15 protein-coding genes are annotated in these 17,142 nt (G+C 72.0%); 4 read left to right on the top strand and 11 right to left on the bottom strand.

Annotated elements, in window-relative coordinates; translation table 11 throughout:
* Window positions 1–9 precede the first annotated feature (9 nt).
* From cobT to ABZ937_RS17565, 8 genes are all read right to left on the bottom strand, one after another.
* Complete coding sequence (cobT, locus tag ABZ937_RS17600) at window positions 10–4,107, bottom strand: nicotinate-nucleotide--dimethylbenzimidazole phosphoribosyltransferase (RefSeq protein WP_361692698.1); 4,098 nt, start codon at window positions 4,105–4,107, stop codon at window positions 10–12.
* Window positions 4,108–4,451: 344 nt separating this feature from the next.
* On the bottom strand, window positions 4,452–5,672 hold the full coding sequence (gene cbiE, locus ABZ937_RS17595) for a precorrin-6y C5,15-methyltransferase (decarboxylating) subunit CbiE (RefSeq protein WP_361692695.1): 1,221 nt from the start codon (window positions 5,670–5,672) through the stop codon (window positions 4,452–4,454).
* An 89-nt stretch (window positions 5,673–5,761) separates the two neighbouring features.
* Window positions 5,762–6,400 carry a GNAT family N-acetyltransferase gene (locus tag ABZ937_RS17590; RefSeq protein WP_361692692.1) on the bottom strand — a complete coding sequence of 213 codons (639 nt, stop codon included), beginning with the start codon at window positions 6,398–6,400 and terminating at the stop codon, window positions 5,762–5,764.
* Between the two features lie 161 nt (window positions 6,401–6,561).
* Window positions 6,562–7,386, bottom strand: a complete 825-nt coding sequence (locus ABZ937_RS17585; RefSeq protein ID WP_361692688.1) for a MetQ/NlpA family ABC transporter substrate-binding protein — start codon at window positions 7,384–7,386, stop codon at window positions 6,562–6,564.
* 22 nt (window positions 7,387–7,408) lie between these two features.
* Window positions 7,409–8,239 (bottom strand): MetQ/NlpA family ABC transporter substrate-binding protein, encoded by an 831-nt coding sequence (locus ABZ937_RS17580; RefSeq protein WP_361692685.1) that lies wholly within the window; start codon window positions 8,237–8,239, stop codon window positions 7,409–7,411.
* Window positions 8,240–8,306: 67 nt separating this feature from the next.
* Entirely contained in the window at window positions 8,307–9,050 is a 744-nt protein-coding gene (locus tag ABZ937_RS17575; protein WP_361692682.1) for a methionine ABC transporter permease, read from the bottom strand.
* On the bottom strand, window positions 9,047–10,147 hold the full coding sequence (locus ABZ937_RS17570; protein WP_361692679.1) for an ATP-binding cassette domain-containing protein: 1,101 nt from the start codon (window positions 10,145–10,147) through the stop codon (window positions 9,047–9,049). Before ABZ937_RS17570 ends, ABZ937_RS17575 begins: the two co-directional genes overlap by 4 nt.
* A 287-nt stretch (window positions 10,148–10,434) precedes the next feature.
* Window positions 10,435–11,085, bottom strand: coding sequence for an HAD family hydrolase (locus tag ABZ937_RS17565; RefSeq protein WP_361692676.1), 651 nt, complete (start codon window positions 11,083–11,085; stop codon window positions 10,435–10,437).
* 69 nt (window positions 11,086–11,154) lie between these two features.
* Between ABZ937_RS17565 and ABZ937_RS17560 the strand changes: the two genes are divergently transcribed.
* Together ABZ937_RS17560 and ABZ937_RS17555 are read left to right on the top strand one after the other, a co-directional pair.
* Window positions 11,155–11,514: a hypothetical protein gene (locus ABZ937_RS17560; RefSeq protein WP_361692673.1), complete on the top strand. Its 360-nt coding sequence runs from the start codon at window positions 11,155–11,157 to the stop codon at window positions 11,512–11,514.
* The gene (locus ABZ937_RS17555; protein WP_361692670.1) at window positions 11,495–11,935 is read left to right on the top strand and encodes a hypothetical protein; all 441 of its coding nucleotides are present in this window, start codon (window positions 11,495–11,497) and stop codon (window positions 11,933–11,935) included. The genes ABZ937_RS17560 and ABZ937_RS17555 overlap by 20 nt, the downstream gene beginning before the upstream one ends.
* A 71-nt stretch (window positions 11,936–12,006) precedes the next feature.
* Here the strand turns inward: ABZ937_RS17555 and ABZ937_RS17550 are convergent, their stop codons facing one another.
* The 3 genes from ABZ937_RS17550 to ABZ937_RS17540 form a co-directional block, all read right to left on the bottom strand.
* On the bottom strand, window positions 12,007–12,504 hold the full coding sequence (locus ABZ937_RS17550) for a GNAT family N-acetyltransferase (RefSeq protein WP_361692667.1): 498 nt from the start codon (window positions 12,502–12,504) through the stop codon (window positions 12,007–12,009).
* A gap of 45 nt (window positions 12,505–12,549) precedes the next feature.
* The gene (locus ABZ937_RS17545) at window positions 12,550–13,056 is read right to left on the bottom strand and encodes a sigma-70 family RNA polymerase sigma factor (RefSeq protein WP_361692664.1); all 507 of its coding nucleotides are present in this window, start codon (window positions 13,054–13,056) and stop codon (window positions 12,550–12,552) included.
* 103 nt (window positions 13,057–13,159) lie between these two features.
* Complete coding sequence (locus ABZ937_RS17540) at window positions 13,160–14,335, bottom strand: glycerophosphodiester phosphodiesterase (protein ID WP_361692661.1); 1,176 nt, start codon at window positions 14,333–14,335, stop codon at window positions 13,160–13,162.
* Between the two features lie 330 nt (window positions 14,336–14,665).
* On the opposite strand from ABZ937_RS17540, the gene ABZ937_RS17535 reads away from it, so the two are divergent.
* Together ABZ937_RS17535 and ABZ937_RS17530 are read left to right on the top strand one after the other, a co-directional pair.
* Window positions 14,666–15,355 carry a lysophospholipid acyltransferase family protein gene (locus tag ABZ937_RS17535; RefSeq protein WP_361692658.1) on the top strand — a complete coding sequence of 230 codons (690 nt, stop codon included), beginning with the start codon at window positions 14,666–14,668 and terminating at the stop codon, window positions 15,353–15,355.
* Window positions 15,356–15,479: 124 nt separating this feature from the next.
* Window positions 15,480–17,126 (top strand): multicopper oxidase family protein, encoded by a 1,647-nt coding sequence (locus ABZ937_RS17530; RefSeq protein ID WP_361692655.1) that lies wholly within the window; start codon window positions 15,480–15,482, stop codon window positions 17,124–17,126.
* The last annotated feature ends 16 nt before the right edge of the window (window positions 17,127–17,142 follow it).

Genomic DNA, 17,142 nt, shown 5'->3' with positions numbered 1-17,142 from the left:
GGGTGACGCCTACTTCTCGGTGACTCCCGCGGAGTCGAACGTCGCCACCTCGTGCATCGCCCGGGCGGTGCTCTGGACCAGCGGCAGCGCCAGCAGCGCGCCGGTGCCCTCTCCCAGGCGCAGGTCGAGGTCGACCAGGGGACGCAGGCCGAGCTTGTTCAGGGCGGCCACATGGCCGGGCTCGGCGCTGCGGTGGCCGGCGATGCAGGCCGCGAGGACCTCCGGCGCGATGGCGCGGGCGACGAGGGCCGCGGCGCCGGCGCTGACGCCGTCCAGGATCACCGGGGTGCGCAGGGAGGCGCCGCCGAGGAGCAGGCCGACCATGGCCGCGTGCTCGAAGCCGCCGATCGCCGCGAGGACGCCGATCGGGTCGGCCGGGTCCGGCTGGTGGAGTTCCAGCGCGCGGCGGACCACCTCGGTCTTGCGGGCCAGCGTCTCGTCGTTGATGCCCGTGCCGCGGCCGGTGACCTCGGCCGGGTCGGCGCCGGTGAAGACGGAGATCAGCGCGGCGGACGCGGTGGTGTTGGCGATGCCCATCTCACCGGTGAGCAGCGCCTTGTTGCCGGCCGCCACCAGGTCGCGGGCGGTCTCGATGCCCACCTCGATGGCCGCCTTGGCCTCCTCGCGGGTCATCGCGGGGCCGGTGGTCATGTCGGACGTGCCACCGCGGATCTTGCGCGGCAGCAGGCCCGGGGTGGCCGGCAGGTCGGCGGCCACGCCCACGTCCACGACGCACACCTCGGCACCGACCTGGGTGGCGAAGGCGTTGCAGACGGCTCCGCCGCCCAGGAAGTTGGCCACCATCTGGGCGGTGACCTCCTGCGGCCAGGGGGTGACGCCCTGGGCGTGCACGCCGTGGTCACCGGCGAAGATGGCGACGGCGGCGGGCTCCGGGATCGGCGGCGGGCACTGCCGGGACAGCCCGGACAGCTGCGCGGAGATGATCTCCAGCATGCCGAGCGCGCCGGCCGGCTTGGTCATGCGCTTCTGGCGCTCCCATGCCTCGCCGAGCGCCTTGGCGTCGAGCGGGCGGATCTGTGCGACGGTCTCGGCGAGCAGGTCGTGGGGTTCCTCTCCGGGCAGGGCGCGGCGGCCGTACGTCTCCTCGTGCACCACCCAGGACAGGGGGCGTCGCTTGGACCAGCCGGCCTGCATCAGCTCGGGCTCGTCCGGGAACTCGTCGACGTACCCGACACACAGGTAGGCGACGACCTCCAGGTGCTCGGGCAGGCCGAGCGCGCGGACCATCTCCCGCTCGTCGAAGAAGCTGACCCAGCCGACGCCGAGGCCTTCGGCGCGGGCGGCGAGCCAGAGGTTCTCCACCGCGAGCGCCGAGGAGTAGGGCGCCATCTGCGGCTGGGTGTGACGGCCGAGCGTGTGCCGGCCGCCGCGGGTGGGGTCGGCGGTGACGACGATGTTGACCGGGGTGTCGAGGATGGCCTCGATCTTCAGTTCCTTGAACTGCTTCGCCCGGCCCTTCGGCAGCGACTTGGCGTAGGCCTCGCGCTGACGCGTCGCCAGTTCGTGCATCGTGCGCCGGGTTTCGGCGGATCTGATGACGACGAAGTCCCAGGGCTGCGAGTGGCCCACGGAAGGCGCGGTGTGCGCGGCCTCCAGGACCCTGAGCAGCACCTCGTGCGGGATGGGGTCGCTGCGGAAGCCGTTGCGGATGTCGCGGCGCTCGCGCATCACCTTCAGGACGGCCTCGCGCTCGGCGTCGGCGTATCCGGGGGCGGCCGGGCCGGTGGACTGTCGTGCTTCCGCCACTGCGGCCGTGCTCTCTTCCTGGTCGGCGGCCCTGGTCTGCAGGTCCTCCGCGTTCTGTACGACATCGGGGGTGGGCTCGGCATCCGGCACGGCGGCCGGTTCGCCCTCCCGGGGCGCGGGCACCATGGCCACCGGCTCCGGCTGCTCCTGCGCGCCCTCCGCGGGCAGGACGAGCGGCTGCGGCGGGGTGGGCGCCAGGTGCGGGGTGGTGGGCACCTGGCCCTCCACCGGCACGAACTGCCCGAGCGTCTGCTCCGGCTGCTGCGCCTGCGGGGCCGTCGCGGGGTCGGCCACGGCGGCCTCCGGCGCCTGCGGCTGGACCTGCGGGCCGGCGGGTGCGGTGGCCGGGTCGGCGGTGTCCGCCGCCTGCGGCTGCTGCGGTACGACGGGCCCGGCCGGGGCGTCGGCGCCGGTGGTCGGCGGGACGTTCTCGGCGAGCTGCGGGCCCTGGGCCTGGAGCACGGCCGGCTCCATCGGCTCCGGCACGGCGGATACGGGTACGGCGGGCTGTGCCGCGTCGGCCTCCGGGACCTGCGCCGCGGCGGGCTCGGCGACCGGAACGGCACCGGGGGCGTCCGCCGGATCCGGCTGGGCGGCGGCGGTCGCGCCGACAGGGGTGACCGGCCCGGCGGCCTGGACGGCCGCTTCCGGCGCCTGTGCGGCAGCCGCTTCGGACGTGGGAGCCGCCTCTACGACGGCAGCCGGATCGGCGGGCTCGACCGGGCCCTGGGCGTCGGCGGGAGGCTGCGGGACGTCGACGACGTGTACGGCGTCGGGAGCCTGCGCGGCGTCCGTGGGGTGGGCGGTGTCGGGCGCGGGAGGAACGGTCTGCGGGGCTTCAACCGGCTGCGTGTCCTCGGCGGGCTGTACGGCGGCCTCGGTCGGCTCGGCGGGTGCGGCGGGCCGGGCCGCTTCGGCCGCCTGCGTCTCGACCGGGGCCGGCTCGGCCACCGGGCCGGTCTCCGCGGCGCCCGCGACGACGACAGCCTGCGCGCCGTCCGGCGTCTCGGCCGGGGCGGCCTGCTGCGCCGGGTCCACGGGCGCCTCTGTCACCGGGGGCACCTGTGCGTCCACGCCCTGCGTGGGCACCGGGCTCTCGGCACCGCTCGGCACCTCGGCGGGCGCCGGTCCTGGCTCCCCGCCCTCGGGCCCGGGCACGACGCCCTCGGGTACGACACCCTCGGCGGCCGGTACGGCCTGCTCGGCGGGGGCCACCTCGGCCACGGCCGGGGCCGCCTCGGCCACGACGGCACCGTCGGCGACGGCGCCGCCGTCACCGGCAGGCACCTCCGCGGGGACCGCCTGCGCACCGTCGGCGACCTGGACACCCTCGGCGCCGGCACCCGCCACGACCGGCGCACCCTCGGCGGTCACACCGCCCGGCGCCACCGGCACCTGGACACCGTCAGCAGCCTGAGCCACCGGCACCTGAACGCCCTCGGGGCCCTGGGCCACCGGCACCTGAACGCCCTCAGCAGCCTGAGCCACCGGCGCTTGGACACCGTCGGCGCCCTGGACCACCGGCGCCTGGACGCCCTCGGCCCCCTGCACCGCCGCCGGAGCGCCCTCGGCGACAGCGGCCGTCGGCGCGGTGTACACCCCGTCGTGCCCGTGCACCGGCTGTACGCCGTCATGGCCGTGCACGAGCTGCACCTGGCCGGTGTCACCCGTCGGGCTCTGGGTCGCTGCCTGGTGGGCGAGGCGGGCCATCGCCGCCTGGGCGGCGTCGGCCGGCTCGGCGGGCGCGGGCATCGGCGGACTGACCGTTTCCGCAGCCGGGGCCTGTGCGGCGACCTGCGCCGGGGCCGCGCCCCAGGGGGCCGCGCTCTGCGGGGTCATCTCGCGCAGCGGCTGGACGTCGAGGTACTCGGGGCCCGCGGCCGGCGCCCCGGGCTGGCGTACCGGCGCTCCGGCAGGGCCGCGGTCGGCCAGGGAGCGGACCGGGCTCGCGGAGGCGTCGGGGATCGGCGGGCCGAGATGCAGCGGGCGCCGCGGCGGCTGCTGGGCGGCCGGCGCGTCCTGCGGCGCCGAGAGGATCGGCGACGGCGGTACCGACGCCGGGCCCGGCAGGCGGACACCGCTGAGGTCGACCGAACCGCTGTCGCGGCCCGCCGTCTCGTGCGGGCCCGGTTCATGGACGGCTTCCACCACCGGTTCCGGAGGGGGTGGCGGCACTTCGTTGCCCCACGCGCCCTGGGCACCCGGCAGCAGCAGGTCTTCGTCCTCGGCGGGAGCCTCGGAGAGGTAGGTGTACGCGCCGTGCGGGGGGACGCCCGGCTGCTCCACCATGCCTGCGCTCTCCGGCTGCCCCTCGCCCGGGACCTGGCCGGTGTCGGTCATGCGTACCCCTCGCCCATCGGTTTCGTGCTCCTACGACCAGCTCACCCGGAACGGCGTACCGACCGCCCCGCAGTGAAGAACGAGCGTCCGTGCCCAGCGGCACGAACGACCCGCCGGAAAAGGCGACAAAGCCATTCAGTGGCATTGTCCCGGCCGTTGCGCCGTCGCGACAGCATGATCCGCGACAGCCCGCTGTGGACTGCGCCACGTTGCGCGTCCTCCGGTTCCGCAGTACCACACCCACCCCAAAACGGGCGTGCGTTCCGGACATTGGCGAACGAAGTTCGGGCCACCGGTGCGGTACAACGATCGGCCAGCCTACCCCGCGCAGTACGACAACAGGATCACGGGGCGCGATCCGGCAGTACCCCGCTGAGCAGGAACGCAACGTTCCGCTCGGTCTCGGTCCAGGCCCGGGTGTCGAGCTCGACGGACTGGAGCAGGGCGCACTCGACCCGGTACCCGTGCTCGGTCAGGTCGCGGCCGACGCGTTCGGCGGCGTCCCGGGTCGCGGCGTGCGTGACGATGCGCTGCGGACGCCGGTCGGCGACCGCGGAGACGACGGCCGGTCCCCCGCCGCCGACCCGTACGATGTCCGGTTCGGGCAGGTTTTCGAGGACGTGCGGGGCGCTGCCGTGGACGACCTGGAGCTGGACGCCGAAGCGGCGCGCGATCCCCTCGGTGCGGGCACAGGCGGCCGGGTCGTGGTCGACGGCGATGACGGCCGCGCCGGCGCGCGCGGCCTCGGTGGCGAACGCGCCGGCGCCGCAGCCGATGTCCCAGACGAGGTCGCCGATCCGGGGGCCGAGGCGGGCGAGTTGGGCGGCGCGCAGCAGTTCCGTCTCCCCCTCGCCGAGAGCGCCGCCCGGTCCGCCGTACGTCTCGTCGGGCTGCACCCAGCCGCGCGGGCCGGCGCCCGGATCGCGGCCGGCGATCCAGCCGCCGCCCTCCCCCGCGCCGGCCGGGCCGCCGATGACGATGACGACGTTGGGGTCGCGCCAGGTGTGGTCGGCGGCGTTGTCGGAGGTGACGACGGAGACCTGTTCGCGTGCGGTGCCCAGTTCCTCGCAGATGACGAAGGTGCGGTGGACGCCGTCCAGGAGGAGACCGAGTTCGGCGGGGCCGGCGCCCGGTGCGGTGAGGACGGCGACCTTGGTGTGGGCGCGGCAGACGTTCACGGCCCGGCGCAGGGTGCGCGGGTGGGCGACGACGACCTGGGCGTCGTCCCAGGGCATGCCGGCGCGGGCGAAGGCGGCGGCCACCGAGGAGACGGCGGCGACGACCTCCACCTCCAGGCCGAACTCGGGCGCGCGCAGGGCCCGTACGACGCCGAAGAAGCCGGGGTCGCCGTCGGCGAGCACGACCGCGGTGCCGCGGTGGGCGGCGATGCGGCGGGCGGCCAGGGCGAGGCTGCCGAGGCGGATGCGCTCGGCCGTGGGCGGGATCTCGGGGAGCGCCAGGTGGTGGGGCGCGCCCGCCACGAGCGTGGCGGCGCCGAGGGCGGCACGTGCCGCGTCGGTCAGCGGCGAGCCGTCCCAGCCGATCACCGTGACCCGGTCGGCCATGGTCGTCAGTCTCCAGTGGTTCTGCGCGGGTCTTCGGGCGGAGGGAGCCCGGGGCGGGCTCCGTGAGAGTACCTGGTGAAGCCCGGGGCTCAGTTCCAGTCCGAGTACGAGGTGAAGCCCCCCGTGTCCGCGAGCTGCTCGCTGACCCCGGCGAGGTCCTCCGGCAGCAGGCTCCAGACGATGACGTCCGTGCGTACCTCGGTCCAGGCACCGTCTCCGGTCCTGGCGCGGGCTATCCAGGCGCCTCGGAGCACGCCCTCGCTGATGCAGCCGATCTTCTGGGCGACCTGCTGGGAGGCGGTGTTGTCGGCGGCGGTGCGCAGTTCCAGCCGCTCGAACTTCCGGTCGTGGAAGAGCCACTGGGCGGTGGCGAGGGCGGCTTCGGAGGCGTAGCCCTCGCCGCGCGCCCAGGGGGCGATGACGTAGGCGATCTCGCTGGAGCGGACGCGCCAGTCCGTGTTCCTCAGGTGCACGATGCCGACGAGCCGCTGGGTGAGGAACTCGGTGACGGCGAGGACGATGCCGCGGCCCTCGGTGCGTTCGTCCGGGGCGAGCCGGGTGATCCACTGGCGGGCGTCGGCCTCGGTGTACGGGTGGGACACGGTGGTCCAGGCGACGACCTGCTCGTCGTTCATCATCTCGGCCAGTGCGGGCACGTCGTCCTCGTCGAGGGGACGCAGCACCAACCGCTCCGTGCTGATGGAGATGTTGGGGAAGGTGCTCGTCATGCGCCGCTCCGTAACGTTCGGAAATTCCTCGAAAGACCGTCAGGACCGTCAGGCCTGCTGAACTGCCCAGCATGCAGCATGAAACCACCGAACCGCACGACGGGGTCCACACCCGGTGAGGGAGTGGACCCCGTGCGTCGCGAAACGCCGTATACGTGCCGTCAGCCGCCGGTCACCGGCAGGACGGACCCGTGGTACTTGTCCTGGATGAACTTCCGCGTCTTCGACGAGACGAGCAGTTCGGCGAGCTTCTTCACCCGTGGGTCGTTCTCGTTGCCGCGTTTGACGGCGAGGAGGTTGGCGTACGGGTTGTTCTTCGCCGACTCCAGGAGGATCGCGTCCTCGGTGGGGCTGAGGCCCGCGTCCTGGGCGTAGTTGTTGTTGATGACCGCGGCGTCCACGTCGTCGAGGGAGCGGGGCAGCTGGGCCGCTTCCAGCTCCTTGAACTTCAGGTGCCGGGGGTTGGCCGTGACGTCCGCGGGGGACGCGTCCGGGCCTGCTCCGGCCTTCAGCTCGATGACGCCGCCGGCGGCCAGCAGCTTGAGGGCGCGGCCCTCGTTGGTGGTGTCGTTCGGCACGGCGACGGTGGCTCCGTCGGCGAGCCTGGTGACGCTCCTGGCCTTCTTGGAGTAGACGCCCATGGGCGGCAGGTAGGGCTTCACCACCGAGACCAGGTCCGTGCCCTTGGACTTGTTGAAGTCGTCCAGGTAGGGCTGGTTCTGGTAGAGGTTGGCGTCCAGCTCGCCCTCCTGGAGGGCGGTGTTCGGCAGGACGTAGTCCGTGAACTCCTTGATCTCCAGCTTCAGGCCGGCCTTGGCGGCGAGGTGGTCCTTGACGTAGGTGAGCACCTCGCCGGCCGGGACGGCGGTGGCGCCGACGACGAGGGTGTCGTCGTCCTTGCCACCGCCCTTGCCGGAGTCCGTGCCGGAGCCGCAGGCGGTGAGGCCGAGGGCCAGGGCCGCCACGGCGATGACGGACTTGCGCATGATGTCAGTCCCCCCTGACGGCTCAGAAGGACGGGATGACCGAGCCCTGGTACTTGTCCTCGATGAACTTCTTGACCTCGGGCGAGGTCAGGAGCTTGGCGAGCTTCTTGACCCGCGGGTCCTTCTCCTCGCCCTTCTTCACGGCCAGGAAGTTGCCGTAGGGGTTGTTCTTCGGGGACTCCAGGACGAGGGCGTCCTTGGCGGGCTTCAGGCCCGCGGAGATGGCGTAGTTGCCGTTGACCACGGCCGCGTCCACGTCGTCCAGGGAGCGCGGGGTCTGGGCCGCCTCGACCTCCTTGAACGTGAGCTTCTTGGGGTTCTTGGTGATGTCCTGCGGGGTGGCCTCGTTGCCGACGCCGTCCTTGAGGGTGATGAGCCCGTTGGCGGCGAGCAGCTTCAGCGCGCGGGCCTCGTTGACGGCGTCGTTCGGGACGGCGACGGTCGCACCGCTCTTGAGGGCGTCGGCCTTCTTGACCTTGTGGGAGTACAGGCCGAGCGGCTCCAGGTGCACCGTGACGACGGGCACGATGTGGGTGCCGCGCTTCTTGTTGAAGTCGTCGAGGTACGGCTGGTTCTGGAAGTAGTTGGCGTCCACCGAGCCGTCCTCGGTCGCCGTGTTCGGCGTGATGTAGTCGGTGAACTCCTTGACCTCGAGGTCGAGGCCCGCCTTCTTCGCCAGCTTGTCCTTGACGAAGTCGAGGATCTCGGCGTGCGGGGTCGGGCTCGCGGCGACGACCAGCGGGCCGTTGCTGTCGGAGGAGCCGGAGTCCTTGCCGGAGCCGCAGGCGGTCAGCCCGAGGGTGAGGGCTCCGGCGGCGAGGACGGCGGTGGTGAGCTTGGCGGTGTTACGCACGAAAAGTGCCTTTCCTTAAGGGTGGTGCGACCCCGTGTATGGGTGAACGGGGAGTTCAGGGGGTGGGTCAGCTCTTCTTGACGGCTTCGGTGGCGACCGTGCCGGCGAAGATCCCGCGCAGCGGACGGAACAGGAGCAGGCCGCCGGTCCGGCCGGTACGGCGGTGCAGCGAGCGGGCCGCGAAGTCGCCGACGAGCTGGAGCAGGGAGATGACGACGGCCAGGATGGCCACCGTGATCCACATCATTCCGGTCTCGAAGCGCTGGTAGCCGTAGCGGACGGCCACGTCGCCGAGGCCGCCGGCGCCGACCGTGCCCGCCATGGCCGAGTAGCCGATGAGGGCGATGATCGTGGTGGTGGTGCCCGAGATGAGCGACGGGAGCGCCTCGGGCACGAGCACGCTGCGGACGACCTTCCAGGTGCTGCCGCCCATGGACTGCACGGCCTCGACGAGACCGCCGTCCACTTCCCGGACGGACATCTCCACCAGGCGGGCGAAGAACGGGATGGCGCCGATGGCGAGCGGCACGATGGCGGCCTCGCGGCCGATGGTGGTGCCGGTGATCCAGCGGGTGAAGGTCATCAGGGCGACCATGAGGATGATGAACGGCATCGAGCGGGCGATGTTCACGATCTGCCCGATGACCTTGTTCACGACGACGTTCTGCAGCAGCCCGCCCTTGTCCGTCAGGACGAGCAGGATGCCGAGCGGAAGCCCGGCGACGACGGCGATGACCGTGGACCAGCCGACCATGTAGAGGGTGTCCCAACACGCCTGCTCCAGCAGGGGCTGCATCTCGGACCAGGTCACTTGGCACCATCCTTCACGAGCAGGGGCTCCTGGCCCTCTTGGCCGACGACGTCGATCTGCAGGCCCTGTTCGCGCAGGAAGCCGACCGGCACCACGTTGTCCTCGTAGCGGCCGGGCAGTTCGATGCGCATACGGCCGACCTGGAGTCCGCCGACGGTGTCGATGGCGGCGCCGAGGATCGAGATGTCGATGTTGTAGGTGCGCGCGAGCTGGGAGATGACCGGCTGGGTGGCGGCCTCGCCCTGGAAGGTGACGTCGAGGACGGTCCGGTCGGCGCCGGAGGCCTCGCCGCCCACCGGGAACAGCGCGGCGGCGAGCTCCGAGCCGGGGGTGGCCAGCAGCTCGCTGACCGTGCCGGACTCCACGATCCGGCCCTTCTCCATGAGGGCGGCGGAGTCGCAGATCGACTTCACGACGTCCATCTCGTGGGTGATGAGCAGAACGGTCAGGCCCAGCTGCCGGTTCAGGTCGCGCAGCAGCTGGAGGATGGAGCGGGTGGTCTCCGGGTCGAGGGCGCTGGTGGCCTCGTCGGAGAGCAGCACCTTGGGGTCGCCGGCCAGGGCGCGGGCGATGCCGACGCGCTGCTTCTGGCCGCCGGAGAGCTGGGCGGGGTAGGCGCCCGCCTTGTCGGCGAGGCCGACGAGGTCGAGGAGTTCGAGCGCCTTGCGGGAACGGTCCTTCCCGGACCGGCCGAGGATTTCGAGCGGCAGCTCGATGTTGTCCTGCACGGTCCGCGAGGACAGCAGGTTGAAGTGCTGGAAGACCATGCCGATCCTGGCGCGGGCCCGGCGCAGTTCCTTGCCGGCGCGCGGTCCGCGGCCGGCCAGGGCGGTGAGGTCCTGCCCGGCGACGGTCACGGTGCCGGAGGTGGGGCGCTCCAGCAGGTTGACGCAGCGGATGAGGGAGGACTTGCCGGCGCCGGACTGGCCGATGACGCCGTAGACCTCGCCTTCGCGGACGTGGAGGTCGACGCCGTCGAGGGCGGTGACCTCACGGCCGCGGGAGCGGTAGACCTTGGTCAGGCCCGAGGTGGTGATCACGTGGGTTTCCGTCACTGTCGAGTGCGCGGGCGTGGGTGTGCCCGGGCACGGGTGCATGCGGTTCCGGCATGGAAGGTGGTGCTTCGTCACGTACGGTCTGCGGCGCACGGACGGCCACGGCTCTCGCTTCGGGGCGCGAGGCTCAGCTGATGCGGGGGCCCTCTAGAAGGCGCACATTCGCGACATCAGGCGACACATACAACGAGCACCGGGCGTCATGGTCGCCTCGGTCGCAAGGGTGCGGCAGCTCGTCGTGGTCATGCGATCAGTAAAGCAGACGGACGGTGCTGACCGGTCGCCGCTGTCCGCATACTGGACAGCGGCGGACAGCCGTGGCCGGGGGCTCAGCCGTGGACGGCGATCTCGACTCCCCCGTCGGTGACCAGTGCCGACAAGGCCGACAGGTCCCGCACCACCAGGTCGGCGTCCAGCTCCTGGGCCCCATGGGTTGTGGCCAACGCCACGGTGGTCATGCCGGCCGCGCGGCCCGCCCGCAGTCCGGCGGGGGCGTCCTCGAAGACGACGCAGTGGGCGGGGTCGACGCCGAGCTGCCGGGCGGCGAGCAGGTAGGGCTCGGGGTCGGGCTTGCCGCGGGTGACGTCGTCGGCCGTGACCAGCGCCTTCGGGGAGATCCCGACGGCGCCCAGGCGGGCCTCGGCCAGGCGCCGGGTGGCGGAGGTGACCACGGCCCAGCGGTCGGCGGGCAGGGCGTCCAGGAACTCCCGGGTCCCGGGCAGCAGGCGCACTCCCCCGTTCGGCACGTCCTCGACCTCCAACTGCTCGACCCGGGCGACCGCCTCCGGCACCAGGCGGGCGGGCAGCAGGTCGGCGACGATCTCGACGGCCGTCCGCCCGTGCAGCTCCACGCGTCCGAACTCCTCGGCGGTGATCCCGTACTCCTGGGCCCAGCGGGTCCAGCAGCGCTCGACGGAGTCGAGGGAGGAGACGAGGGTGCCGTCGTTGTCGAACAGAAGGGCGTGCGCATGGATCGTCATGGTCTAGACCCTACGGCGTACGGCGGGGGCGGCGGCTCTCGCCCGTTTCGGCCGTAATAAGGTCACCGCATGCTCAATGCCCTGACGCTGGTGACCGGGGTCGCCGCGCTGTTGCTCGCCGCCTGGTGCGGCTGGGCCGCGTATCGCGACCAGCCGACGAAGGACTGGCACTTCATCGGCATGGCCGTGGTGTCGCTGCTGGCGGTCGTCCAGCTGGTGGTCGGGGTCGTACAGCTGGCGCGGGGCGAGAAGCCGGAGCAGGGCACGACGATCTTCGTGGCGTATCTGCTGGGCGCGTTCGCGTGCGTGCCGGCGGCGGGGCTCATGTCGCTGGCCGAGCGGACCCGTTGGGGCTCGGTGACGGTGGCCGCCGGCGGTGTGGTGCTGGCCGTGCTGCAGGTGCGGCTCTATGACATCTGGGGAGGCTGAGGTGACCGCGGTGGAGGGCAAGCCGGCCCGGCTGATCAGCGGGCCGGGCATGCTGCTCGTGTGGTTCTACGGCGTGATGGTCGTCGGCGCGGTGTCGCGTTCGGCGTACCAGATCTCCACGGAGTTCGACCGGGCGCCGCTCGCGTACTCCCTGTCGGCCGTGGCCGGCCTGGTGTACGCGTTCATCACGTACACGCTGGTCCGGGGCGGGGAAACGGCCCGCAGGGCGGCGCTGGTGTGCTGCGCCGCCGAGCTGGTGGGCGTGCTGGTCGTCGGCACGTGGACGCTCGTGGAGCCCTCGGCGTTCCCCGACGCGACCGTGTGGTCGAAGTACGGGATGGGCTACGTCTTCATTCCGGTGCTGCTGCCGCTCACCGCGATGTACTGGCTGCGGAAGGCGCCTGCCCGCAGGGGTGGCTGAGGAGCGTTCACGGGTGCGGCTGCGCGGGGGTTTCCCGCGCGGTTCCCCGCGCCCCTTCGGGGCGCTTGCCCTCAGGCCGTCTGCGCGTACTCCCCGGCCGGCTTCTCCAGGATGATCATCTCTACCCCGTCGGCGCCCTTGGCCCTGCCGACCGTCTCGTAGCCGGAGCGGCGGTAGAGGCGGAGGTTGCCCTCGCTGCGGTGGCCGGTGTGGAGGCGGAACCTCTTGGCGCCCCGCTCCTCGGCGAGGGCCGCCTCGGCCGCGCGCAGCAGGCGCGCGCCGATGCCGTGGCCCTGCAGGCGCGGGTGGACGCAGAGCTTGCCGATGGCCGCCGCGCCGTCCTCGGTCACCTTGCCGCGCACCGAGCCGACCACCTCGTCGCCGAGCCGGGCGACGAAGACACAGTCGGAGGCGACCTCCTGGCGGACGGAGTCCAGGGTCTGCACGAGCGGGTCGATGCGGTAGTTGCCGTACAGCGCCGCCTCGCTCTGGAAGCACAGGTACTGGAGCCTGAAGATCTGCTCCGTGTCCTGTTCGGTCGCCACCGAGATGGTCACGCTCGTGCCCATGTGCGCATGCCTCCCGCTCACCTGATCACCTGTTGTCCCCCACTCCTATCCCCGCACTTCGCACGCCGCAACCTCCGGCGCGAGCAAACGACGCAGACATCCCAGACATCTGGAGCGTTCCGGGCCAAGACTGCCCTGTGAGATACCCAACTCCCCCGCGATCTCCCGGTAGGTCAGGTCCTCCGGCGAGAGCAGCGCCTCCATGAGGCGGGGGCAGCGGCCGGGCAGGCGGCGGACCGCGTCCCGCAGGGCGCGGTACCGGGCGGCGGTCAGGACGTGCTGTTCGGGCCCGGGGCGGGTGTCGTCGGCCGGTTCACCGTCGTAGGGCCGTTCGAGGCGGGTGGTCCGGCGGGTGCGGCGGGCCTCGGCGCGGACGGCCCGGCGCAGCCAGCCGGGTGGGTCCGGCGGTGGTCCGTCGGTCTCCAGCCGCTCCAGAAGCCGCAGCCAGACGGCCTGCTCCAGGTCGCCCGGCTCGCTTCCGGAGGAGTGGGCCTCCGCGGAGGCCTCGGCGATGAGCAGGGGGTGCAGGGCGGCTACCAGGTCGTGCGTCATACGCGGAACGACGAGCCGCCCCGGCGGCGGGTTGCCGGGGCGGCGCACAGTCACCTCGAACGGGGTGCGGCCGGGGCGCCGGTTGACGCCCCCTGAGGGGGGCTCAGCCCTTGAGGAAGTCGGCGCGGGCGAGCAGACCGGTGTCGGCGTTGTCGGTGAAGACGCCGTCGATGCCGGTGGCGAAGTACGTCCTGAAGGCGCCGAAGACATCGCCGTAGGCGTCGGCCCCGCTGCCCTTGCGGTACTCGGCCGGCAGGAAGGGGTTCTCGTTGCGCAGGGTGTACGGGTGCAGGATCAGACCGACCTTGTGCGCGTCCGTGACCAGCGTGGTCGGCCTGCCGAGGGTGCCGTCCGCGTTCTTCGGTATGACCAGGTCCAGCGTGGGGCCGATGCCCTGCGCGTAGCCGGCGATCTCGCGCAGACCCTTGGGCGTGACGAGGTCGGCGACCGTGCGCGGGTCGCCCGCCTCGACGAAGTCGTAGGGGCGGCTGGTGGCCGAGGAGAGCAGGACGACGAGCGGGTTGTCGACCAGCTGGTTGAGCTTCTGGATGCTGGTCGGTTCGAAGGACTGCAGGATGACCGGGGAGTTCCGGCTGTCCTTGTGGTACTTGCGCAGCAGCTTCGCCACCCGCTCCTCCAGGCCGAGGCCCAGCTTGCGGAAGTAGGTGGGGTGCTTGGTCTCCGGGTAGATCCAGACCTGCTTGCCGCGCTTGCGGGTCTCCTCGTCCTGCCATTTCAGGACCTCTTCGAACGTGGGGATCTCCCAGCGCCCGTTGTAGAGGGTGTTGTGCGGACGGTTGGCGGGGATGCGCTCGACGGCGCGCAGGGTCTTCAGCTCGGCGAGCGTGAAGTCCTCGGTGAACCAGCCGGTGGTGGGGACGCCGTCGAGGACCTTGGTGGTCTTCCGGTCGGCGAACTCGGGGTGCGAGGCGACGTCCGTGGTGCCGCCGATCTCCGGCTCGTGGCGGCAGACGAGGTGGCCGTCCTTGGTGGGCACCAGGTCGCCGGCCTCGACGATGTCGGCGCCGAGGTCGAGGGCCAGGTCGTACGAGCCGAAGGTGTGCTCGGGACGGTAGCCGCTGGCACCCCGGTGGCCGATGACCGTCGGGACCGGCAGGCTCTTCAGCCCGCGGCCACCGCGTCCGGCCGCCGGGGCCTCGGCGGCCCGGGCCGTGCCGGAGAGTCCGAGGACCGCTCCGCCCGCGCCGAGCATCGCGGCCCCGAGGAGCGCCCGCCGTCCCGTTCCCTGCGTCTGCCCGTTCACCTGGTCGCTGTCCATGAGCGCCCTCCTGCCGCCTTCGTTCATGAGTGCGGGCCGATCGTAGGGGCGCGCACATGACCGGGGGGAGGCTCTGGCTCGAACACCTGGGTGATGTCGCGTGTCCGGCGGACGGCGGACGCTGACGGGCCGTCGGCCGCCCGGGATGCCCTGGTCCGCGCGATGTCCGTCACATCGCCGCAAGCCTGTTACGCGCCGTCCTCCGCACGCCACCGCAGGTAAACCCGCGTCAACACTTCGTAAGACCTCGGTGAACCCGGGCTTCTCGATGTGCGCACGGCCCGGAGCCCCGAGTAATGTCCTCACCTGCACAGACTCATATCGCCCCCCTTGACATCGGAGGACCCGTTGTCCCGCTTCGCGCTCATCAAGGCAGTGCTCGCACCGATCATCCGCCTGATGTTCCGCCCACAGGTGGAGGGCGTGGAGCACATCCCGGGCGACGGCCCGGTGATTCTGGCGGGAAATCACCTCACGTTCATCGACTCGGTCGTGCTGCCGCTGGTCACCAAGCGGCAGGTGTACTTCATCGGCAAGGACGAGTACGTCACCGGCAAGGGCGTCAAGGGCCGGCTGATGGCGTGGTTCTTCACCGGTGTCGGCATGATCCCGGTGGACCGGGACGGGGCGAACGGCGGTGTGGCCGCGCTGATGACCGGTCGGCGGATCCTGGAGGAGGGCAAGATCTTCGGGATCTACCCCGAGGGCACCCGGTCGCCCGACGGCCGGCTGTACCGGGGCCGCACCGGTATCGCCCGGCTGACGCTGATGACGGGCGCGCCGGTGGTGCCGTTCGCCATGATCGGCACGGACAAGCTGCAGCCGGGCGGCCGGGGCATCCCGCGGCCCGGCCGGGTCACCATCCGGTTCGGTGAGGCCATGGAGTTCTCGCGGTACGAGGGCATGGACCGGGACCGGTACGTGCTGCGGGCCGTGACCGACTCCGTCATGGCCGAGGTCATGCGCCTGTCGGGTCAGGAGTACGTGGACATGTACGCCACCAAGGCCAAGGCCGCCTGAGCCGTCCGACGGACCCGCGCGAGGTCGGCGTCCGTCCGCCTGCCGGTGGAATCTACCGCCGACACATCGGGCATTCGGCCGTATGAAAGCGGCCATATGACCACACAACATGTCTGATTCAGACATGTACAAACCTTCTCGGCGTACTCTGCTGCGCGCCCCGATCGCCGCCGCCGGCGCGGGATTCCTGGCAGCCTGCACCAGCTCCGATTCCGAGCCCAGCTCCGGGCCCCAACGCGCGAGCGGCGGGGAGAAGTTCGTCCCGGCCGGGCCCAGAGGGTACGTCAACCCGTCGGACCCGGAGGTGCTTGCCGCCGAGCGGAAACGCGGGGCGGGCCGCGTGCGCGCCTTCACCTTCACCGCCGCCGAGGCCGAGCTGGACCTGGGCGGCCGGTCGGTGCGCACCTGGGCGTACAACGAGGAGGTGCCGGGCCCGCTGGTGCGGATCACCGCGGGGGACGTGCTCGACCTGACGCTCGCCAACCGGCTGCCCGACACGACCACGCTGCACTCCCACGGGGTACGGCTGCGCTGCGACATGGACGGCGTTCCGGACCTGACCCAGCGCGCCATCAGCCCCGGGGCCGATTTCCGGTACCGCTTCGCCGTCGAACACCCGGGCACGTACCTGCTGCACTCCCACGTCGGCATGCAGCCCGACCGGGCCCTGTACGCGCCGCTCATCGTCGAGGACCCCAAGGAGCGCCTCTCCTACGACAAGGAGTGGGTCGTGATCCTGGACGACTGGCTCGACGGCGTGGAGGGCTCCACCCCCGACGGGGTCCTGAGCCAGCTGAGGCCCGGCGGCTCCATGGAGATGGGGAGCATGGCCATGGGACCCGGCCACGACAGCCACAGCCACAGCCACAGCCCGGGCCCCGGCCGGTCGGCGAGCACGCACCCGAAGTCGTCCAAGAAGTCCACAGGCCCCAACCGGGTGCTGCACAAGTCCCACAGCCGGCTGCTCCACGGGGAGGGCGGCAGCGTCGCCTACCCGCACTACCTGGTGAACGGGCGGCTGCCGGACAATCCGTCGGTGTTCCGCTGCCGTCCCGGCGACCGCGTGCGGCTGCGCATCATCAACGCCGGTTCGGAGACCGCCTTCCGCGTCGCGCTCGGCGACCACAGGATGACCGTCACCCACACCGACGGCTATCCCGTGAAGCACGAGAAGACCGACGCCCTCCTCATCGGCATGGCGGAACGGTACGACGTGCTGATCACCGCCCGGGACGGGGTCTTCCCCCTGGTCGCGCTCCCCGAGGGCAAGAAGGGCAAGGCCCTCGCCGTCCTGCGCACCGACAAAGGGAACAAGAACCTTCCCTCGACCGACGCCCGCCCGGACGAACTCGACGGGAAGACCGTGCCCGCGCGCCGCCTGGAGCCCGACGACTCCGTGGCCCTGGGCGACCGCGACCCCGACCGCGAGCTGCGCATCAGGATCACCGGCAACATGCAGAAGTTCAACTGGGGGTTCGACCACAAGCCGTACTCCGCGCGCCAGCGCCACGCGGTCCGCGCGGGCGAACGGGTACGGCTCACCCTCGTCAACGCCACGGACATGTGGCACCCGATGCACCTGCACGGGCACACCTTCTCGGTGACCGGGCTGGACTCCGTGGGCGCGCGCAAGGACACCGCGCTCGTGCTGCCGCACCGGAAGCTGGTGATCGACTTCGATGCCGACAATCCGGGGCTGTGGATGCTGCACTGTCACAACCAGTACCACTCGGAGAGCGGGATGATGACGGTGCTGGGGTACAAACGCTGACGTTCCGGTTCGTTCG

This window comes from Streptomyces sp. NPDC046727 (genome assembly GCF_040645635.1).
In the GTDB taxonomy this organism is placed as follows: domain Bacteria; phylum Actinomycetota; class Actinomycetes; order Streptomycetales; family Streptomycetaceae; genus Streptomyces.
The sequence above is the reverse complement of the archived record's forward strand: the minus strand, read 5'-3'. Positions and strand labels throughout refer to the sequence as shown.